Origin of the sequence: Dactylosporangium sp. NPDC050688 (assembly GCF_040654515.1) — a bacterium.
Taxonomy (GTDB): Bacteria; Actinomycetota; Actinomycetes; order Mycobacteriales; family Micromonosporaceae; genus Dactylosporangium.
Genome location: NZ_JBFAIC010000031.1, coordinates 1 through 20,828, shown reverse-complemented (window position 1 = coordinate 20,828; position 20,828 = coordinate 1). Strand labels below are relative to the sequence as shown.

13 protein-coding genes and 1 pseudogene are annotated in these 20,828 nt (G+C 75.1%); 11 read left to right on the top strand and 3 right to left on the bottom strand.

The annotated features are described in order from the left end of the window. Positions 1-58: 58 nt before the first annotated feature. Positions 59-292 (bottom strand): annotated as a pseudogene (locus AB0H83_RS26910) (Hsp20/alpha crystallin family protein); the annotation flags it as partial. A gap of 130 nt (positions 293-422) precedes the next feature. Between AB0H83_RS26910 and AB0H83_RS26905 the strand changes: the two are divergent. Continuing rightward, positions 423-1,310 (top strand): SGNH/GDSL hydrolase family protein, encoded by an 888-nt coding sequence (locus AB0H83_RS26905; RefSeq protein WP_360099116.1) that lies wholly within the window; start codon positions 423-425, stop codon positions 1,308-1,310. A 170-nt stretch (positions 1,311-1,480) separates the two neighbouring features. Then, complete coding sequence (locus tag AB0H83_RS26900) at positions 1,481-2,506, top strand: Gfo/Idh/MocA family oxidoreductase (RefSeq protein WP_360099114.1); 1,026 nt, start codon at positions 1,481-1,483, stop codon at positions 2,504-2,506. Positions 2,507-2,512: 6 nt separating this feature from the next. On the opposite strand, the gene AB0H83_RS26895 is transcribed toward AB0H83_RS26900, so the two are convergent. Further along, complete coding sequence (locus AB0H83_RS26895) at positions 2,513-3,121, bottom strand: hypothetical protein (protein ID WP_360099112.1); 609 nt, start codon at positions 3,119-3,121, stop codon at positions 2,513-2,515. A gap of 17 nt (positions 3,122-3,138) precedes the next feature. Here AB0H83_RS26895 and AB0H83_RS26890 point away from each other — a divergent pair, with 17 nt between their 5' ends. Continuing rightward, positions 3,139-3,516 carry a hypothetical protein gene (locus tag AB0H83_RS26890; protein ID WP_360099110.1) on the top strand — a complete coding sequence of 126 codons (378 nt, stop codon included), beginning with the start codon at positions 3,139-3,141 and terminating at the stop codon, positions 3,514-3,516. Here AB0H83_RS26890 and nadE read toward each other — a convergent pair. Further along, a complete protein-coding gene (gene nadE / locus AB0H83_RS26885) occupies positions 3,507-4,352 on the bottom strand; it encodes an ammonia-dependent NAD(+) synthetase (RefSeq protein ID WP_360099108.1) in 846 nt (281 codons plus the stop codon). The two genes, AB0H83_RS26890 and nadE, sit on opposite strands and share 10 nt — an antisense overlap. A 148-nt stretch (positions 4,353-4,500) precedes the next feature. Here nadE and AB0H83_RS26880 point away from each other — a divergent pair, with 148 nt between their 5' ends. The 8 genes from AB0H83_RS26880 to AB0H83_RS26845 form a co-directional block, all read left to right on the top strand. Then, complete coding sequence (locus AB0H83_RS26880) at positions 4,501-7,605, top strand: amino acid adenylation domain-containing protein (RefSeq protein WP_360099106.1); 3,105 nt, start codon at positions 4,501-4,503, stop codon at positions 7,603-7,605. Positions 7,606-7,687: 82 nt separating this feature from the next. Further along, positions 7,688-13,201, top strand: a complete 5,514-nt coding sequence (locus tag AB0H83_RS26875) for an amino acid adenylation domain-containing protein (protein ID WP_360099104.1) — start codon at positions 7,688-7,690, stop codon at positions 13,199-13,201. Next, complete coding sequence (locus AB0H83_RS26870) at positions 13,198-14,706, top strand: class I adenylate-forming enzyme family protein (RefSeq protein ID WP_360099102.1); 1,509 nt, start codon at positions 13,198-13,200, stop codon at positions 14,704-14,706. The genes AB0H83_RS26875 and AB0H83_RS26870 overlap by 4 nt, the downstream gene beginning before the upstream one ends. Then, a complete protein-coding gene (locus AB0H83_RS26865) occupies positions 14,703-17,651 on the top strand; it encodes an amino acid adenylation domain-containing protein (protein ID WP_360099100.1) in 2,949 nt (982 codons plus the stop codon). Before AB0H83_RS26870 ends, AB0H83_RS26865 begins: the two co-directional genes overlap by 4 nt. Continuing rightward, entirely contained in the window at positions 17,648-17,845 is a 198-nt protein-coding gene (locus AB0H83_RS26860) for an MbtH family NRPS accessory protein (protein ID WP_033360100.1), read from the top strand. Before AB0H83_RS26865 ends, AB0H83_RS26860 begins: the two co-directional genes overlap by 4 nt. Before the next feature lie 29 nt (positions 17,846-17,874). Then, positions 17,875-18,135 carry a phosphopantetheine-binding protein gene (locus tag AB0H83_RS26855; protein ID WP_360099098.1) on the top strand — a complete coding sequence of 87 codons (261 nt, stop codon included), beginning with the start codon at positions 17,875-17,877 and terminating at the stop codon, positions 18,133-18,135. Positions 18,136-18,139: 4 nt separating this feature from the next. Next, on the top strand, positions 18,140-19,513 hold the full coding sequence (locus AB0H83_RS26850) for a condensation domain-containing protein (protein ID WP_360099096.1): 1,374 nt from the start codon (positions 18,140-18,142) through the stop codon (positions 19,511-19,513). Then, a partial coding sequence (locus AB0H83_RS26845) for a N,N-dimethylformamidase beta subunit family domain-containing protein (protein ID WP_360099094.1) occupies positions 19,510-20,828 on the top strand: 1,319 nt, incomplete at its 3' end. The genes AB0H83_RS26850 and AB0H83_RS26845, both read left to right, overlap by 4 nt.

Here is a 20,828-nt window from a genome sequence, read left to right as displayed (position 1 = left end):
GGCGCCCGCGGTCGGCGTGGCGCCGGGCCGGTTGAGGTGACCGGAGAGGGCGGTCTGATCAGCCCTTGATCTGGCGCAGGCCGGTGGTGCCGGCGCCGACGCTGATCTTGCGGGGCTTGGCGTGCTCGGACACCGGGATGCGCAGGGTCAGCACGCCGTTGTCGTAGGTGGCCTCGAGCTTGTCCGTGTCGAGGGTGTCGCCGAGGAACAGCTGCCGGCTGAACACGCCCATCGGGCGCTCGGAGATCACGGTCTCGACGCCCTCCTTGGCCGGGCGCTGCCGCTCGGCCTTGCCCTGGCCGTGGAGCGGATGACCCGGTGACGCCGCGCGGGGGTGCGCGGCGAAGGCCATTGACCGATGTCGCTGGATGGTGACAGAATCGCGGTCCCTGTACCACCCCTTTCCGCCAAAAGGGACCGCCATGAGCCTCGCCGCCCCGCGCCTGCGCGCCGCCGTCCTCACCGCCGTCATCAGCGCCGCCGTCACCGTCACCGTCCTGCCGGGCACCCCGGCCCACGCCGCCGCGCCGACCGGCCGGTACGTGGCGCTCGGTGACTCCTACACCTCCGGACCGCTCATCTCCGACCAGGTCGACCTCAACTGCGTGCGGTCGAACCGCAACTACCCGTCGCTGGTCGCCCGCGCGATCGGCTCCGCCGCGTTCGCCGACGTCAGCTGCGGCGGCGCGACGACCGGCGACATCCTCAACGCCGGCAAGGGGACGCTCGGGCTGCCCGTGCCGGCCCAGATCAGCGCCGTCACCGCCGCGACGGCCCTGGTCACGATCGGCATCGGCGGCAACGACATCGGCTTCTCGGGCATCGTGTCCGCCTGCGCGCAGGACGGGGTCGGTGACCCGTTCGGCACGCCGTGCCGGGACCGGTACACCGCCGGCGGCACCGACCAGCTGCAGGCCCGCATCGCCGCGGCGGCCCCGAAGGTCGCCGCGGTCGTGCAGGCCGTGCGCGCCGCCGCGCCGAACGCCCGCATCGTCGTCGTCGGCTACCCGGTGATCGTGCCGGACAGCGGCTACGGGTGCTGGCCGGTGGTGCCGTTCGCGTTCGGCGACGTGCCGTACCTGCGGACGGTGGCGAAGTCGCTCAACAGCATGCTGGCCCGGACCGCGGCGGCCAACGGCGCGCAGTACGCCGACGTGTACACCCCGTCGATCGGCCACGACGTGTGCCGGTCGAAGAGCGTGCGCTGGGTCGAGGGCCTCGTGCCGGAGAACGCCGCCGCGCCGTTCCACCCGAACGCCGCCGGCGAGCAGGGCATGGCGACCGCGGTCACGGCCCGCCTCGCGGCCTGACCGCCGGCCGGCCGCGACAGGGCGATCCCCCGTTCGCCCTGTCGCGGCGCGGCAGGCGGGGTTGCCCGCGTCATGATCACCGTCGCCCTCGGCGCCCGCCGGATGCGGATCGTCGCACCGGCGGCGCCGTGTAGGTTCGTCGTAAGGAACCGAACGACAGAGGGACGACCGTGAACGCTCTGCCCGCCGCACGCACCGCCGACCCCGCGGACGCACCGCCGATGAAGTGGGGCGTCATCGCGCCCGGATGGATCGCGGAGCAGTTCGCCAACGCCGTCCACCGGTACTCGAAGTCGCGGATCGTCGCGGTCGGCTCCAGCTCCACCCAGCGCGCCGAGGCGTTCGCCGCGCGGCACGGCGCGGAGCGTGCGTACGGCTCCTACGAGGCGCTCGTCGCCGACCCAGGCATCGACGCGGTGTACGTCGCGTCGCCGCACAGCCACCACTTCGAGCAGACGCTGCTGGCGCTGCGCGCCGGCCGGCCGGTCCTGGTGGAGAAGGCCTTCACGCAGAACGCGGCGCAGGCCGCGCAGCTCGTCGAGCTGGCCCGCGGCTCGGGCCTGCTGCTCATGGAGGCGATGTGGAGCCGCTTCCTGCCGCACTACGACGTCATCCGGCAGGTGCTGGCCGACGGCGGGCTCGGCGAGGTGCAGACCGTGATCAGCGACCACGGCCAGTACTTCGAGATCGAGCCGACGCACCGGCTGCTCAACCCCGCCCTGGCCGGCGGCGCCCTGCTGGACCTCGGCATCTACCCGATCTCGTTCACGTCCTTCGTCCTCGGCGCCCCCGAGGAGATCCAGGCGACCGGCACCATGACGACGACCGGCGTCGACGCCCAGGTCTCCGCGGTGCTGCGCACGGGCAGCGCGCACGGGATCATCTCCACCACCCAGACGGCGGCGTCACCGACCACGGCCAGCATCTCCGGCACCGCCGGCCGGATCGAGATCGCCGGGCCGTTCTATCAGCCGCAGCAGGTGCGGTTCACCGCCGTCACCGGCGAGACGCGGGAGAGCGCACCGGCCGCCGTCACCGGTCACGAGGGCCTGGTCTACCAGGCGGCACACTTCGCGGAGCTGCTCGCCGCCGGCGCCACCGACTCGCCGCTGCTGCCGATGGGCGAGACCCTGTCGATCATGGGCACCCTCGACGAGATCCGGCGCCAGATCGGCCTCGTCTACCCCAACGAGTAGTTCACGTCACCGGTCGCTGCGCGCGGCGGTGACGCGCGCGAGCACGGCGGTGGTGACGGCGTCGCCCGGGCCGGCCGTCAGGACCCGCTGCAGGTGCGCCTCGGCCTCGGCGAGCGCGGCCGGGTCCTCGTCGTCCAGACCCTCGGGCTCCGGCTCGTCGCCGGCCGGGTAGTACACGAAGTCCTCGGTGTGCGGCGGGTCCAGCAGCGCCAGCGCGAGCCCGTTCGCCGCGGCCGCGTGCACCGGGTCCGCCGCGAGAGCGCGCCGGAACCAGTCCAGGGCCTCGGCGCGCCGGCGCCACAGCGCTCGCAGCCATGCCGCGCGGCCGGTGCCGGGGGCGCCGAGGCCGTCGTACAGCGGGGACAGCTCCAGCGCGGTGCGCTGCTGGCGCAGCAGGAGCCCGGCCAGCAGGGTCGCCGTGACCGGGTCGGCCGGCGCGGCGGCGAGCGAGCGGCGCAGCCAGCGCTCCGCCTCGGGCTCGTCGTCGGGGGTGTCCAGATACACGGCCCCGCTCAGCACGCACAGCCGGTGCCCGAGCGCCCGCATCGCCGCCGGGTCGCCGGTGCCGGCGGCCGCGCGGAGCCCGTCGAGGTCGTCGCGCTGCGTCGCATCCACCCGGCTACGGTACGGCCATGCACAGCTTCTACGTCCTGCGGCACACGGGGCTGCCCAACAACAGCGACACCATCACCGAGTGCTACGTCCTGGCCGACCGCGACGACCTGATCCGGGTGCTGACCGGCCTGGACGTCGACCCCCGCTGGACCGAGGCGTGCACCCTGACCGTCCACGCGGACGGCGCGGTCACCGGCACCGTCGACCTGCTCGCGACGGTCCCCGGCGATGATCCCGACGATGAGCCCGACGAGGACGACGGCGAGGGCTTCCGCACCCTGGACCTGGCCGGGCTCGAGATCCCGTCCCTGCCGGGCCCGCCCCTGCCGCCGGGCCACCCGGTGATCGTCGACGGCGAGGCACTGCCGTACGGCTGCACCGCCTTCTACAACTGAGCCCACCAGCCGTCGAGGGGCGTCGCCGGCAGGGCGCGTTTGTGGCGGGTCGAGCGGTACACCGACTCCAGCCTCGCCGCCACCTCGGGCGCGACGTCGGCGCCCTCCAGGTAGTCGTCGATCTGCTCGTACGTCAGGCCCAGCGCCACCTCGTCGGGCAGGGCGGGGCGGTCGTCCTCGAGGTCGGCGGTCGGCACCTTCTGCCAGGTGCTGGCCGGGGCGCCCAGCTCCTGCAGCAGAGCGGCGCCCTGGCGCTTGGTCAGGCCGGTCAGCGGGGTCAGGTCGACGCCGCCGTCGCCGTGCTTGGTGAAGAAGCCGGTCACCGCCTCGGCGGCGTGGTCGGTGCCCACGACGAGCATGCCGAGCTGGCCGGCGATCGCGTACTGGATCACCATGCGCTCGCGGGCCTTGATGTTGCCGCGGACGAAGTCGCGCAGCCACGGCTCGCCGCCGAGCAGGTCGTGCAGGCCCAGCGCCGTCTCGGCCGCGACGGCGTCCGCGCCGGGCTTGACGTTCACCGTGATTGAGCGGTCCGGGCTGATGAACTTCAACGCGAGCTGCGCGTCCTGCTCGTCGGCCTGTGTGCCGTACGGCAGCCGCACGGCGACGAACGTGGCCGCCCGCCCGTCGGCGCGCAGCTCCTCGACCGCGAGCTGGCACAGCCGGCCGGCGAGGGTGCTGTCCTGGCCGCCGCTGATGCCCAGGACGTATCCCACCGCGGGGGTGGAGCGCAGGTAGTCCTTGAGGAAGCCGACGCGCCCGCGGATCTCCGCCGCCGGGTCGATCGTGGGCTTGACGCCGAGCTCGGCCTGGATGCGCTGCCGTGGGTTCGCCATGCCGGCACTGTACTGAACAAGATCGACGGGCGCCGGGCGGTCCGCGGCATCGACGGGCAACTTAATCGTAAGGAATGTTGACAGTTTGCGCGTCGACTCGTACCTTACCGATGGTCACGCCGACGAGAGGGGACTCGTGTCGGGAGCATTGTCTTTCGGTCAGGAACGGCTCTGGTTTCTGGACCAGCTCGATCCCGGTGACGCCTCCTACAACATCCCGCTGGTCCTGCGGCTGACCGGTGACCTGGACGTCCACGCGCTGTGTGCGGCGCTGCACGGGGTGGTCGAGCGGCACGCGACGCTGCGCACCAGGTTCCCCGCCGTCGACGGGCGCCCGCACGCGACCGCCGGGCCCGCGCCGGCCCTGCGGGAGCTCGCCTGCACCGCCGCCGAGCTCGACGCGCTGCTCGCCGAGCGCAGCAACGCCCCGTTCGACCTGGCCGAGGGGCCGCTGCTGCGGGCCACCCTGCTGCGCGTCACCGACCGGCCGGGCGAGCACGTCCTGAGCCTCGTCGTGCACCACATCGCCGCCGACGGATGGTCGCTCAACGTGCTGCGCGACGAGCTGGCCGGCCGATACGCCGGCACCTTCGACGCGCCGCCGCTGCCGACCACGTACGCCGCGTTCGCCCGGGCCCAGCGCGACGCCGGCGCCGAGCAGGACACCACGTTCTGGCGGGAGCAGCTCACCGGCGCCACCCCCCTGGACCTGCAGCCCGACCTGCGGCGGCCCGCGTCCAGGACGTCCGACGGCGCGTTCCACACCCGCCGCGTCGCCGGCGCCGCCGCCCTCGACGCGTTCGCCCGCGAGCAACGGGTCAGCCCGTTCATGGTGCTGCTCGCCGCGTACCAGGTGCTGCTGCAACGGCACACCGGCCAGGACGACATCAGCGTCGGCGTGCCCGTCGCCGGGCGCAACGACCCGGACCTCGAGCCGCTCGTCGGCTACTTCTCCAACACCCTCGTCATGCGCGGCGACCTCGGGGCCGACGTCACGTTCCGGGAGCTGCTGCGGGCCACCCGCCGCATCGCACTCGGCGCGTTCTCCCACCAGGACATGCCGTTCGAGCGGCTCCTCGACGAGCTGCAGGTGGAGCGGGACCTGTCGCGCAACCCGCTGTTCCAGACCCTGCTCACCGTGCACAGCCAGGACGGCGACCGGCACGGCGTGCCGCGGCCGTTCGGCCCGCTGACCGCGGTCGAGATCGACGGCGGCCACGCCCAGACCAAGGTCGACGTCATGCTCGACGTCTGGCGCTCCGGCGAGGACCTGCTCACCGTCTTCGGCTACCGCCGCGACCTGTTCCGCCCCGAGACGATCGCCGCCCTGGCCGAGCGCTTCGAGCTGCTGCTGCGCGCCGCGATCGCCGCCCCGGACACCCGCCTGCGGGACCTGCCCGCGCTCACCGGGGCCGACCGTGCGTTCCTCGCCCGCGCGGGTACGGCCGGCGCCCCGCCCGCGGGCACCGTCCTGGACGAGCTGGCGGCGCGGGTGGCCGCACACCCCGGCCGGGCGGCCCTGGACACCATGACGTACGCCGAGCTCTGGGAGGCCTCGGGCCGGCTGGCGGGGGCCCTGGGCGAGGCCCTGCTCGCGGCGCTGCCGGCGGGCGCGCCGCGGATCGTCGGCGTGTGCCTGCCCCGCGGGCCGCACGCCGTCGTCGCCATGCTCGCCGCCTGGCGGGCCGGCGCCGCCTACCTGCCGCTCGACCCGGCGTACCCGGCGGCACGGCTGGCGTTCATGGTCGCCGACAGCGGCGCCGCCGTCGTCGTCACCGGCGACCGGCATCCCTTCGACGGCGTGCGGACCCTGCCGGTCACCGCGACCGGCACCCGGCACCCGGTGCCGCCGGACCCCGAGGACGCCGCGTACGTCATCTACACCTCCGGCTCGACCGGCACCCCGAAGGGGGTCCTCGTGCCGCACCGGGCCCTCGCCGCGCGCGCCGCCTGGATGCGCGACGGCTACGGCATCACCGCCGCCGACACCGTCGCGCAGTTCGCCGCGCTGAGCTTCGACACCCACGCCGAGGAGCTGTGGCCGGCGCTGAGCGCCGGCGGCACCGTCGTGTTCGCCGACGCCGACCTGCCGGACTTCCTCGCCACGCCGGCCGGCGCCGCCGTCACCGTGCTGGACCTGCCCACGCCGTACTGGCACCGGCTCGTCGACGACCTCAGCGGGGTGCGCTGGCCGGCTGGGCTGCGCCTGGTCATCCTCGGCGCCGACCAGGTCGAGGCGGCCGCCGTCGCCGCGTGGCGGGCCACGTTCGGCGACCGGGTCCGGCTGGTGAACTCCTACGGCCCGACCGAGACCACCATCATCGCCACCGTCGCGGATCTCACCGGCGGGGACACCGGCGCCGACACCGCCGAGCGGCCGCCGATCGGGCGTCCACTGTGGAACACCACGGTCGCCGTCACCGACCGGCACGGCCGCCCGGTGCCGCCCGGCGTCCCCGGCGAGCTGCGCATCGGCGGCGCCGGCGTGGCCCACGGCTACCTCGGCCGCCCCGGCCGCACCGCCGAGGCGTTCGAGCCCGACCCGGACGGTCCGCCCGGCGCTCGCCGGTACCGCACCGGCGACCGGGTCCGGTGGCGGCCCGACGGGCAGCTGGAGTTCCTCGGCCGCCTCGACGAGCAGGTCAAGGTCCGCGGGTACCGGATCGAGCCCGGCGAGGTCACCGCCGCGCTGCTCGCCCTGCCCGGCGTCGGGCAGGCCGCCGTCGTCGCCCGCGCCGACGCGCTCATCGGCTACGTCGTCCCGGCAGGCCCGGAATCGGGCCGCGACCCGGCCGCCCTGGACCCCGCTGGGCTCCGGCAAGCGCTTGCCGCGACGCTGCCGGCGCACCTGGTGCCCAACGCGGTCGTCACCCTGGCCGCGCTGCCGTTGACCGTCAACGGCAAGCTCGACAAGGCCGTCCTGCCCGACCCGGAAATCCGCTCGGCGACCGGGTACCTCGCGCCGCGCACCGACGCCGAGGACCTCGTCGCGGGTGTGTGGGCCGCGGTGCTCGGCGTGGAGAAGGTCGGCGCGCTCGACGACTTCTTCGACCTCGGCGGCCACTCGCTGCTCGCCACCAGGATGGTGGCCCGCATCCGCGCCGCCGTCGACCTGGCGGTGCCGATCCGCACCCTGTTCACCCACCGCACGGTCGCCGGGTTCGCCGCGGCCGTCGAGGCGCTGCTCATCGCCGAGATCGAGGCGATGAGCGAGGAGACGGCACAGCACATGCTCACGGGGGAACAGTTATGACCGATCCGCAGCGCAGCGAGGACATCGGGCATCAGCAGCGCGGTCAGTCAGGCGGGCGCCGGAGCGCAGCGGAGGCGAACGCATGACCGTGGAGGACCTGTCCGCGACGAAGCGGGCACTGCTCAGCGCGAGACTCCGCAGACGACCGGCCGCCGCCGAGGCCACCATTCCGGTCCGTCCGGCGGGCACCACCCCGCCGCTGTCGTTCGCCCAGGAACGACTCTGGTTCATGGAGCAGTTCGCTCCCGGCACCGCCGCCTACCACATCCCCGTCGCCCGCCGGTTGCGCGGTGCCCTCGACGAGGCGGCCCTCGCCAGATCGCTCGACGACGTCGTCGCCCGGCACGAGTCGCTGCGCACCCGGTACCCGGTCACCGACGACGGCAGGCCCGTCCTGGAGATCGCCGCGCCCGGCAGCCCGGACGCGCAGGTCACGCTGACCGTCGTGGACGCCACCGACGAGCAGGCCGCCGCCCGCATCGTCGACGAGGCCGTCGGCCGCCTCTTCGACCTCGTGCACGGCCCGCTGCTGCGCGCCCTGCTGGTGCGCATCACCGGCACCGCCGGGCGGCCGGTGACCGACGACCACGTGCTGCTGCTCGTCACCCACCACAGCATCAGCGACGGCTGGTCCAGCGAGGTCCTCGTCGGTGAGGTCCTCGCCGGCTACGACGCGTACGCCGCCGGGGTCCCGTCGCCGGTGCCGCCGCTGCCCGTACAGTACGGCGACTTCGCCGCCTGGCAGCGCGAGCGGCTCACCGGGGCGGCGCTGGCCCGCGAGGTCGACTACTGGCGCACCGAGCTCGCCGGCGTCGAACCCCTCGCCCTGCCCACCGACCGGCCCCGCCCCAAGCAGCAGACGTTCGACGGCGCCGGCTACGGCTTCGACATCGACCGGGAGCTGCTCGGCGGGCTCACCGCCCTCGGCCGTACCCACGGCGCCACCGTCTACATGGTGCTGATGGCCGCGTTCCAGGTCGTGCTGGCCCGGCACAGCGGGCAGCGGGACTTCGCCGTCGGTTCGCCGATCGCCGGGCGCCCCGAGCCGGAGCTGGAGCGGCTTATCGGCATGTTCGTCAATGTCCTGGCGATCCGGGCCCGCCTCGACGGCGACCCGACCTTCGTCGAGCTGGTCGGGCGCACCCGCGAGACGTGCCTGTCCGCGTACGCGCACCAGGAGCTGCCGTTCGCGCAGCTGGTGTCGGAGCTCAACGTGGCCCGCGACGTGAGCCGCTCCCCGGTCTTCCAGGCCGTCCTCGCCGTGCAGAACTACGCCACCGCGGCCGCCGCCGACGCCGGCGGGCCGCTGGACGTGACCCCGTTCGGGCTGCGGGCCACCGGCACCCGCTTCGACCTCGAGCTGTTCGTCATGGAGGACCCGACCGGGCTGCGCGGCGCCTTCAACTACAACGTCGACCTGTTCGACGAGGCCACCGTGGCCCGCATCGGCCGTCACCTCGACCAGCTGCTGCGCGCCGTCGTCGCCCGCCCCGACGTCCCGGTGTCCGCCGTGGACCTGCTGGAGCCCGCCGAACGCGACCTGGTGCTGCACGCCTGGAACGACACCGCCGCCGACTTCCCGGACGAGGCGACCCTGCCGGGGCTCATCGCCGCCCAGGCCGCCCGTACCCCCGACGCGGTCGCCGTGCAGTTCCAGGACCGGCGCCTCACCTACCGGGAGCTGGAGGCCGCCGCCGACCGGGTCGCGCGCCGGCTGCGCGCCGAGGGCGCCGGCCCCGGCGGGCTCGTCGCGGTCAGCGCCGAACGCTCCACCGACCTCGTCGTCGGCCTCCTCGGCGTGCTGAAGTCCGGCGCCGCGTACGTGCCGCTCGACCCGGACTACCCTGCGGACCGGCTCGCGTTCATGCTCGCCGACGCCGGCGCGCCGGTGCTGCTGACCCAGTCGCGGCTGCCGGTGCCGGACACCACCGCCACCGTCATCTTCCTCGACGACCCGTCGGCGTTCGCCCGCAAGCTGCCGCCGGTGCCCGACGCGCCGCGGGCCGGTGACGTCGCGTACATGATCTACACGTCCGGCTCGACGGGGAAGCCGAAGGGCGTGCCGAACACGCACCGCGGCATCGTCAACCGGCTCGACTGGATGCAGCGCACGTACCGGCTCGACGGCACCGACGTCGTGCTGCAGAAGACCCCGGCGAGCTTCGACGTGTCCGTGTGGGAGTTCTTCTGGCCGCTCATCACCGGCGCCCGGCTCGTGCTGGCCAGGCCCGGCGGGCACAAGGACGCGGCGTACCTGCGCGACCTGATCGTCCGCGAGGGCGTCACCACCACCCACTTCGTGCCGTCGATGCTGGCGATGTTCCTCGCCGAGGACGGCATCGCCGCCTGCACCAGCCTGCGCCGCGTCGTGTGCAGCGGCGAGGAGCTGCCGGCCGACGCCGTGCGCGCGTTCGCCGCCGCGCTGCCCGCGACCCCGCTGTGGAACCTGTACGGCCCCACCGAGGCCGCCGTCGACGTGTCCGCGTTCCGGTGCGTGGGCGACGCCGGCACGGTGCCGATCGGCGCGCCGATCCAGAACATCCGCCTGTACGTGCTGGACCCGGCCGGCCAACCGGTGCCCCCCGGCGTCCCCGGCGAGCTGCACATCGGCGGCGTCGGCCTGGCCCTGGGCTACCACGACCGGCCCGGCCTCACCGCGACCCGGTTCGTCCCGGACCCGTTCGGGCCGCCCGGCGGCCGGCTGTACCGCACCGGCGACCTCACCCGGTGGCGCGCCGACGGCACCATCGAGTTCCTCGGCCGCATCGACCACCAGGTAAAGCTGCGCGGCCTGCGCATCGAGCTCGGCGAGATCGAGGCCGCGCTGCGCGCCCAGCCGGGCGTCACCGAGGCCGCCGTCACCGTCCGCGAGGACCGGCCCGGCGACAAGCGCCTCGTCGCCTACCTCGTCGCCGACGCCGAACCCGACCCGGCGGCGCTCAAGACGGCCCTCAAGAAGGCGCTGCCGGACTACATGGTGCCCAGCGCGTACGTCGGCCTCGACCGGCTCCCGCTCGGCCCCAGCGGCAAGCTGGACCGCCGCGCCCTGCCCGCACCGGTCGCCGCCGCCGGCGGAGGCAGCGCACCGCCGAGCACCCCGGCCGAGCTGGTGTTCGCCGCGATCTGGTGCGACGTGCTCGGGCTGCCGTCCGTCGGCGTCGACGACGACTTCTTCGACCTCGGCGGGCACTCGCTGCTGGCCACCCAGGTCGTCGCCCGGGCCCGCAAGCAGCTCGACGGCGTCGGCCAGCCGGTCAGCGTCATGGACGTGTTCACCCTCAAGACGATCCGCGAGCTGGCCGCGTTCGCCACCATGTCCGCCGAGGACCGCGGGCCGCGGCGGCTGCTGCACCGGCTCACCAGGGACGCCAGGACGCCGCAGCGGTCGCTGGTCTGCGTGCCGTACGGCGGCGGCAGCGCCGTGGTCTACCAGCCGCTCGCCGACGCGCTGCCGGCCGGGCACGCGCTGTGGTCGGTGGCGATCCCCGGCCACGACGTCGGCCTCACCGAGCAGCGGCTGCCGTTCGAGGAGCTCGCCGACCGCGTCGCCGCCGAGATCCAGGAGCGGGTCAGCGGGCCCGTCGCCCTGTACGGGCACTGCGGCGTCGGCAGCGCCCTCATCGTCGCCGTCGCCCGCCGCCTCGAACACGCCGGCCGGGATCTCGAAGCGGTCTACATCGGCGCGCAGTTCCCGTTCGCCCGCCCCCGCAGCCGGGTGCTCAGCGCCCTGAGCCGGTTCGCCGCCCTGGAGCCGCTGCTGGGCAACCGCGTCTACGAGAACTGGCTCACCTCGATGGGCGCCGACGTCGCCGACCTGGACGAGACCCAGAAGCAGTTCATCATCGGCAACATGCGCCGCGACTCGGTCGCCGCCGAGGAGTACTTCACCGCCACCCTCGACGGCGGCGACGCGCGGCTGCGCGCCCCGATCGTGTCGGTCATGGGCACCCGCGACCCCGCCGCCGACTTCTACCAGGAGCGGTACAAGGAGTGGCTGCTGGTCTCCGACCGGGTCGCCCTGGTGCTGCTGGACGAGGCCGGGCACTTCTTCCTCAAGTACCGGGCGAAGGAGCTGGCGGAGATCGTCAGCCGCACCCACCCGGCCCTCGCCGCCGGCGGTCCGCAGCCGCAGGAGGTGCTGCCGTCCACGGCGGGGGAGACGTCGTGGTGGCTGCACGGCACCGGCGCCGCCGCGCCCGCTCCCGCCGACCCTGCCCAGGCCAGACCGGTCCCGCAGCCTGGCATGGGCCGGTTCCTCATCGTGGCGCTCAGCCAGCTGGTGTCCATCACCGGCTCCGCGCTCACCGAGTTCGCCCTGCCGATCTGGATCTACCTGGAGACCGGCTCCGTCGCCCGGTACGCCCTCTACGCCGTCATCGGCATGCTCCCCGGCATCCTCGCCGGGCCTCTCGCCGGTGCCATCGTCGACCGGTTCGACCGGCGCAAGGTGATGCTCGCCGGTGATGTCGCCGCCGGCGCCACCCAGGCCGTGCTGCTGGCCCTGCTGCTCAGCGGCGCGCTCGTGCCGTGGCACATCTACCCGCTGCTCGGGGCGCTGTCGATCGCGCTGACGTTCCAGCGGCTCGCGTACGCCTCCGCGGTGCCGCAGCTCGTGCCGAAGCAGTACCTCGGCCACGCCAACGGCATCGTCCAGCTCGCCGGCGGGGTCAGCGCCTTCGTCGTGCCGCTCGTCGCGGTCGGGCTCATGGCCGGCATCGGGCTCAAGGGCATCCTGATCCTCGATGTGGTCAGCTACACCGTCGCGATCACCGTCCTGGCCGCCGTCAAGTTCCCGAAGACCCTGCCGTGGCGGCGCCGCGAGTCGCTGCTCGCCGAGATCCGGCACGGCTTCACCTACTCGTGGCACCACCGCGGGTTCCGGGCGATGCTGCTGTGGTTCGCCGGCCTGAACATCTTCCTGTCCCCGCTGTTCCTGCTCATGACCCCGCTCGTGCTGTCGTTCACCGACCTCGACGCGGCCGCGCGGGTCGCCATGTGCGGCGGCGCCGGCGTCATCGTCGGCGGCATCGCGATGGGCTTCTGGGGCGGGCCCCGCCGGCAGCGGCTGCGCGGCATGCTCGGCCTCGCCGCGCTGCTCGCCGTCGCCGCCGTCCTCGGCGGCACCCACCCGAGCGTGTGGGTCGCCGGCGCGTGCGCGTTCGGCCTGTCCGCGGCGCTGTCGCTGGTCAACGGCGTCTACACCACGATCGTGCAGGTGAAGGTGCCGCAGCGGTACCACGGCCGGGTCTTCGCCCTGAACACCATGGTCGCCTGGTCGACGCTGCCGATCGGGCACGGCATCGTCGCACCGCTCGGCACGAAGTTCTTCGAGCCGCTCCTGGCGCCCGGCGGCGCGCTCGCCGGGTCGGTCGGCGCGGTCATCGGCACCGGTCCCGGCCGCGGGATCGCCTTCATGTACGTCGTGTTCGGCCTCGCGATGGCGGCCATGGTCGCCGCCGGGCTGCGGATCCCGGTGCTGCGCCGCTTCGACCGCGACGTGCCCGACGCCCTGCCCGACGACCTCGTCGGCATTCAGGAGCTGCGCCGCCGGGTGCCCGCCACCGAGGACGCCCGGCCGCTGGAGCCGGTCCGATGACCGCCAGGGCCAGGCCCGTGCGCGCCCCGGCGGTGCCGGCGACGCTGCCCGAGCTGCTCGCCCACCGGGCGGACACCGAACCGGACCGGGTCGCGCTGGTCGCCGGCGACGAGCAGGTCACCTTCCGCCAGTGGCACGCCCGGGCCGGATCGGTCGCGGCCGGCCTGCACGCCCGTGGCCTGTGGCCCGGTGACCGGGTCGCGCTGCACTACGGCACCGCGAGCTGGCACGACTACGCGGTCGCGTTCGCCGGCGTGCTGCGCGCCGGCCTGGTCGCGGTGCCGATGTCGGACCGGCTCGCCCCGGCCGAGGCCCGTCACGTGCTCACTCACAGCGGCGCGGCCGCGGTGCTGCGCCCGGCGGGCCGCCCGGACGCCGACGGGGTGTGGGCGGCGACCCTCGCCGAGGTCGAGGCCGGCGGCGGGGGCCAGCCGCCGCCGCAGCCGCCGGCGCCGCGGGACCTCGCGCAGATCCTGTACACGTCCGGCACCACCGGCGTGCCCAAGGGCGTCGGCGCGACCCACGCCAACCTCGCGCACGGCTGCACCCTCGACCCGCGCCGCCGGCCGCTCGCGCACTCCACGCACTTCCTGCACGCGTTCCCCGTCGGCAGCAACGCCGGGCAGGCGATGCTGGTCAATGCGCTCAACACCCGCGCCGCCGCGCTGACCGCCGGCACGTTCACCCCCGGCCGGTTCGCGAAGCTCGCCGAGCGGTACGCCGCCGGCACCATCTTCCTCGTGCCCGCCATGGCGATCGAGATGCTGCACGCCATGGTGCACACCACGCACGACCTGTCCGCGGTCCGGCTGGTCGGGTCCACCGCCGCCGCCCTGCCGCCCGCGGTCGCGCTGCAGCTCGCCGCCGCGTTCCCGGCCGCGACGATCGTCAACTACTACACCTCCACCGAGGCCGCCCCGGCGCAGACGTCGATGGTGTTCGACCCCGAACGACCTTCCGCGCTGGGCCGCCCGACGGTCGCCGCGGACCTGATGATCGCCGGGCCGGCCGGGCAACCGCTGCCCGCGGGCGAGGTCGGCGACGTGTGGCTGCGCTCGCCGGTCGCGGCCCGGTCGTACTACCGCGACGGCGACGCGTCCGCCGAGGTGTTCCGCGGCCGGTGGGTCCGCATGGGCGACGTCGGCCGCCTCGACTCCGACGGCTACCTGTACCTCGTCGACCGCGACTCCGACGTGGTCAAGTCCGGCGCGCACAAGGTGTCGACGCTGCAGATCGAGCACGCCCTGCACGAGCACCCCCTGGTGCGGGAGGCCGCCGCGTTCGGGGTGCCGCACCCGGTCCTCGGCGCCGCCGTCGCCGCCGCCGTCGTCACCGACGGCCCCCTCACCGCCCCGCAGCTGCGCACGTTCCTGCTGGAGCGGCTCGCCGGGCACGAGGTCCCGGGCCGGGTCCTGTTCCTGGACCGGCTGCCCCGCAACGACAACGGCAAGATCCTCAAACGTGAGCTGCGCCAGCTCCTCGACGACGACAGGGCGACCCAGTGACGACCCAGGCCATCCGGACGACCGCCGCGATCCCGCTCACGCCCGCCCAGCACGGCGTCTGGATCACCGAGCAGGCCCTGCCGGCCGGGGCCGCCTACCACCTCACGGTGACGATCCGGTTCACCGGCGGGCTCGACGCCGAGCGGCTGCGCGCCGCCTGCGCCGCGGTCGTGGCCCGGCACCCGGTCCTCGCCGGCGCCGTCGACGACACGGACCTGCCCGCCCTGGTGCCCGCCGCCGCTCCCGTGGACCTCGTCGTGCGCGCGGGGGAGCCCGCAGACGTCGCGGCCCTCGCCGCCGAGCCGTTCGACCTGCGGCATGGCCCCCTGGCCCGGTTCACGCTGCTGCAGACCGGGCCCGGCGACCACCTGCTGGTGGTCGTCGTGCACCACCTGGTCTTCGACGGCACCTCCAAGCAGGTCCTCGTCGCCGACCTCGCCGCCGCGTACAACGGCGCCGCACTGTCCACCGTGGATGCTGGTGATAAGGCGTCCACTGTGGACGTGGCCGGGGCCGCGGCGTTCTGGGCCGCGCGGTGGCAGGAGCCGGCCCCGCCGCAGCTGCCCGGCCTGCGGCACACCCCGCCCGGTCCGGCCGCCGTCGCCGTGCCGTTCACCATCGGCACCGCGGAGCTCGCCGAGGCGGCCGCCACGACCGGCGTCACCCACTTCGAGCTCCTCCTCGCCGCCTGGCACGCGCTGCTGCGCCGGTACGGCAACGACACCGTCACCACCGCCGTGGAACTGTCGACCGCCGGCCGTGCCGCGCCGCCGCGCATCGGCCTGCACGTCAACGAGCTGCCGGTCACCACCGCACCGGACCCGGCGCAACCGTTCGCCGCGTTCGCCCGGTCGCTGCGCGCGCACCTGCGCGAGGTGTACGCCCACCGCGGCGTCCCGCTCAGCCACGCCGTGCGCCTCACCCCGCGGGCGGCGCTCGCCCCGCTGACCGTCAGCTACCGGCGCCGCGCCGACCCGCCCGCGTTCACCGGCACCGGCAGCACCGTCGACTGGCTGGTGTTCTGCGGCGCCGTGCGCGGCACCGCCAACCTGCAGCTCGTCGAGGGACCCACGGTCGTGGAGGGCAGCCTCCAGCTGGCCGCCGGCGCGTTCGACGCCGACCAGGTCGCCGCCGAGTACCGGGCGCTGCTCGCCGCCGCGGTCGCCGCCCCGGGCACCGCGATCGGCGACCTGCCGCTGCCGGCGGCCCCGGCCGTGGCCGCTGCCGGTCCCGGGCCGCGGGACACCGTCGTGGACCGGTTCCTCGCCCGTGCCGCCGCCGATCCGGACGCGGAGGCGGTCGTCTGCGGCGACCGGCGCGTCAGCTACGGCGAGCTCGCCGCCGCCGCCGCGGGCCTCGCGGGCCGGCTCCGGCGGCAGGGGATCGGGCCCGGCACGCTCGTCGGGATCGCCCTGCCGCGCACCGCCGAGCTGCTCGTCGCGGTGCTCGGCGTACTGGAGACCGGCGCCGCCTACCTGCCCCTCGACCCGTCCTACCCGGCGGAGCGCATCGCCTTCATCCGCGACGACGCCGGCGCCGCGACGGTCCTCACCGCCGCCGACGTGTCCCTCGACGGCACCGGCGACGCCGCGCCGGACGAGGCGCCGTCCCCCGATGACGTCGCTTACGTCATCTACACGTCCGGCTCGACCGGGCGGCCGAAGGGCGTCGCCGTCCCGCACGGCGCACTGACCAACCTACTGGACTCGATGCGCGACCACCTCTGCGCCGCCCCTGGCGACACCTGGCTCGGGCTCACCTCGCTGTCGTTCGACATCTCCACCGTCGAGCTGCTGCTGCCGCTGACCGTCGGCGCCCGCGTCGTGCTCGTGCCGCCGGACGGGCACCGCGACGCCGCCGCCCAGCTGCGCCTCATCGACCGGCACGGCGTCACCCACGTACAGGCCACCCCGTCCGGCTGGCGGCTGCTGCTGGAGGCCGGCCTCACCGGCGGCGACCTGGTCGCGGTCAGCGGCGGCGAGGCGCTGCCCGCCGACCTCGCCGCCGCGCTGCGGCCCCTGGTCAAGCGGCTCGTCAACGCGTACGGCCCCACCGAGACCACCGTCTGGTCCGCCCTGGCCGACATCGAGGCCGGCGCGCCCGTCACCATCGGCGGGCCCGTCGCCAACACCACCCTGCACATCCTGGACGGCGACCTGCGGCCGGTCCCGGACGGCATCGCGGGGGAGCTGTGGATCGGCGGCGCCGGCGTCGCACACGGGTACCGCGGCCGGTCCGGGCTCACCGCCGACCGGTTCCGCCCCGACCCGACCGGCGCCCCCGGCGCCCGCATGTACGGTACCGGCGACCGGGTCCGCCGCGGCCCCGGCGGCCTGGAGTTCCTCGGCCGGGTCGACAACCAGGTGAAGCTGCGCGGCCACCGGATCGAACCCGGCGAGATCGAGGCCCGCCTCGCCACCCACCCGTCGGTTGCGCAGGCCGCGGTGACCCTCGCCGACCCGCACGGCCCGCGGGCCCGCCTGGTCGCCTACGTCGTGCCCGCCGGCACCAGGGACGGCACCACCGACGGCACCGTCGACGCGGGGGCGCTGCGCGAGCACGTGGGGCGGGTGCTGCCCGGGTACATGGTGCCGTCCGCCGTCGTCACGCTGGACCGCTTCCCGCTCACCCCGAACGGCAAGCTCGACCGGGCGGCGCTGCCCGCACCCGGTGACGGCGGGCGCCCGGACGGGCCGGCGGCCACCCGTACCGGCGACGACACCACCGCCACGGTCACCGCCATCTGGCAGGAGGTGCTCCGCATCGACGACATCGGCCCCGACGAGGACCTGTTCGACCTCGGCGGGCACTCCCTGACCATCACCCAGATCGCGGTCCGTATCCGCAAACGCCTCGGCGTCGACGTGCCGCTCGACGTCTTCTTCGACACCCCCACGATCGACGGCGTCGTCGCCGCGATCGCCGAGCTCAGGGAGGCCCGATGAGCACGCCGGACACGTTCGCCGTCGTCGTCAACGACGAGGAGCAGCACTCGCTGTGGAACGCCGCCGAGGAGCCGCCCGCCGGCTGGCGGCGCACCGGGTTCACCGGCACGAAGGACGAGTGCGTCGCCCACATCGACGAGGTGTGGACCGACATCCGCCCGCTGAGCCTGCGCCAGCGGCTGGCCGCCCGATGAGCGGCCCGCAGCGCAGCGGAGGTGACGGCATGACCGGGGCCGACCTGCGGGACCGGGTCGCGGGGATGGTCAGCACCGCGACCGACGGCGAGGTCAGCACCGAGGAGATCCTGGCCGCCGGCGGGTCGCTCGCCGCGCTCGGCGTCGGCTCCCTCGCCGTGCTGCGGCTCATCGACGCCCTCGACGACGAGCTCGGCGTTCAGCTCGATCTGGACGTACCCGGCACCCATCTCGACGACTTCGACGACCTGGTGCGCACCGTGCAGGAGCGGGCGGTCCGCGATGACTGAGCTGATGACGACGGCACGGGTGCCGTTCACCGGCGCGCGGTCGGGCGCCGGCCCGCTGACGTGGGGGCAGCGGGCCATCTGGCACGCGATCGGCCGTACCGTCCCGAACGACCACTACTTCAACCTGGACCGGGTCGTCGACCTCGGCCCGCGCACCGTGCCGGTCGGCACCGCGCTGGACGCGCTCGCCGCCCTCGCCGCCCGCCACGAGGCGCTGCGCACCCGTCTCGACGACCCTTCCTGTACACCCGACGGCGCGCCCGGTCAGGTCCTCGCCGACGGCGGCGTCCTCGACGTGTCCATCGTGGACGGTGGCGGCGATCCGGCCGCCGCGGCCACCCGCGTCCGGGATCTCCTTGCCGGCACCGCGTTCGACTACCGCGCCGAGTGGCCGCTGCGCGCCGCGCTCGTCACCGCCGGCGATCAGGTCAGCCACCTGGTCCTCGTGCTGTGCCACCTCGCCACCGACGGGCACGGCGCCGAGGTGCTCGCCCGCGACCTGCGGCTGCTCGTGCGGCGCGGCACCCGCGGCCTGCGCGAGCCGGAGACCACCCCGCTGGACCTCGCCGCCGAGCAGCACTCCGCGGAGGGGCACCGGCGGGGGACCGCCGCCCTCGCGTACTGGGCCGAGCAGTTCGCCCGCATCCCCGCGACCATGTTCGCCACCCCCGTCGCCGCGCCGCAGGCACCCCGGTACTGGACCGGGCGGATCGTGTCGAGCGCGCTGAGCGGCGCCGTGGACGCGCTCGCCGCCCAGCACGGCGTCAGCGGCTCCACCGTGCTGCTCACCGCCGCCGGTGCCCTCGCCGCGGCCGCCGGCGGGCACGCGACCACCGCCGTCATGCCGATCGTCAACAACCGGTTCACCACCGGGCACCGCGACCTCGTCAGCACCCTGTCCCAGGATGGCCTGTTCGTCCTGGACGTCGAGCGGCCCACGTTCGGCGCGCTGCTGCGCCCCGGCTGGCAGGCGGCCCTGCGCGGTTACCGCGCCGCAGCCTACGACCCGGCCGGCTGGGACGCGATGCTCGCCGATGCCGCCGCGGCCCGCGGGACCGAGGTGCACCCGTACTGTTGCTTCAACGACATGCGGCTCGTCGCGCAGACCGGCGGGGGCCGGCCCACCCGGACCGCGGCTGACCTGCGCGCCCTGCAACGCGACACCCGGGTCGACTTCCCCGCCACCCAGGACCGCGTCGCGTGCCGGTACTGCCTGCACATCACCCAGGACGGGCAGGCTCTCGTCGTGACGCTCACCGCCGACACCGCGTACCTGCCGCCGGCCGCGATCGAGGGCCAGCTGCGCGCGGTCGAGGAGCTGCTGGTGCGCGCCGCCGGGGAAGACGTGCCGATGACCGCGCTGACCGGGCTGCTGTGACCCCGCAGGCGTACGCGCGCGCCACCTCCTGCGTGGCCGGGACCCCGCTGCGGTTCGCGGTGCGCGGCGCCGGGCAGGTCGTCGTCACCGACGCGGTCACCGGCCTGGTCATGCACCGGGACACCGTGGACGGCCCGGCATGGACCCTGCCGGTGCCCGGGTCGTGGCCGTCGTCGCTGTACCGGGCCACGTTCGCCGCCCCCGGCGCGGTCCCGCGCATCGACGGCGCCGGCGACGACGAGGCCTGGTTCGTGGTGCGCTCCGCGGCGCCGGTCGCGCCGATCCTGGTGTCGATCCCGTTCGCGACGTGGCAGGCGTACAACCGGGCGGGCCGGCCGTCCGAAGGCCTGTACTACGCGGAGGAGCCGACCCGGGCGACCGCCGTCACCTTCGACCGGCCGGGCGGCGGCCCGCCGCCGGAGCGCTGGGAGGAGCCGCTGCTGCGCTGGCTGCGCGCCGCCGGGTACCAGGTCGAGTTCTGCTCCAACCTGGACCTGCACCTCGACCCGGGGATCCTCGACGGGCACCGGGCGCTGGTCGTGTGCGCCCACGACGAGTACTGGACGTGGGAGCAGCGCGACGCCGTGGAGAGCTTCGTCCGCCGCGGCGGCAACCTCGCCGTCCTCGGCGCGAACACCGCATGGTGGCAGATGCGCCTCGAGGACGGCGGCCGCACCATGGTCTGCCACCGCGACGCCACCACCGACCCGATGGCCGCCGCCGACCCGGGCCGGGTCACCGTCGAGTGGTCCAGCGCCCCCGTCAACCGCCCCGAGAACGCGATGACCGGCGTCAGCTTCCGCCGCGGCGCCGGCGCCTGGGGCGACGGGATGGCCGTCATCGGGCTGGAGGCGTTCACCGCCCGGTTCGCCGGGCACTGGGTGTTCGACGGCACCGGCCTCAGCGACGGAGACAAGTTCGGCCAGGGCACCCTCGGCTACGAGACCGACGCCGCCGACATCGTCGACGTCGACGGCGTCCCCCGTGCCACCGGCCGGGACGGCACCCCGCCGTCCTTCGTCGTGCTCGCCACCGCCGACCTGCGGCACTGGCGCCGGTACGGCCAGGGCGGCGCGGCCACCATGGGCGTCTTCGACCTCGGCGCCGGCACCGTGTTCACCGCCGCCACCGTCAACTGGGGCAAGGGCCTCACCGACCCGGTCGTGGACCGCATCACCCGCAACGTCCTGGACCGCTTCTCGGCGTCCTCCCCGCCGCCGCCTCCCGCGCCGACGACGTGTCGCCGCTGGGATGGATCGGACCGGCCGGGGTCACGAACGCCGGAGCGACGGGCAGCGTCAACGTCATGCTGCAC

What these genes read in the sequence shown, in the direction of transcription:
- AB0H83_RS26905 (WP_360099116.1), top strand. Translation starts at nt 423, where the DNA reads ATGAGCCTCGCCGCCCCGCGCCTGCGCGCCGCCGTCCTCACCGCCGTC.
- AB0H83_RS26890 (WP_360099110.1), top strand. Translation starts at nt 3,139, where the DNA reads ATGCACAGCTTCTACGTCCTGCGGCACACGGGGCTGCCCAACAACAGC.
- nadE (WP_360099108.1), bottom strand. Translation starts at nt 4,352, where the DNA reads ATGGCGAACCCACGGCAGCGCATCCAGGCCGAGCTCGGCGTCAAGCCC.
- AB0H83_RS26875 (WP_360099104.1), top strand. Translation starts at nt 7,688, where the DNA reads ATGACCGTGGAGGACCTGTCCGCGACGAAGCGGGCACTGCTCAGCGCG.
- AB0H83_RS26870 (WP_360099102.1), top strand. Translation starts at nt 13,198, where the DNA reads ATGACCGCCAGGGCCAGGCCCGTGCGCGCCCCGGCGGTGCCGGCGACG.
- AB0H83_RS26860 (WP_033360100.1), top strand. Translation starts at nt 17,648, where the DNA reads ATGAGCACGCCGGACACGTTCGCCGTCGTCGTCAACGACGAGGAGCAG.
- AB0H83_RS26855 (WP_360099098.1), top strand. Translation starts at nt 17,875, where the DNA reads ATGACCGGGGCCGACCTGCGGGACCGGGTCGCGGGGATGGTCAGCACC.
- AB0H83_RS26850 (WP_360099096.1), top strand. Translation starts at nt 18,140, where the DNA reads ATGACGACGGCACGGGTGCCGTTCACCGGCGCGCGGTCGGGCGCCGGC.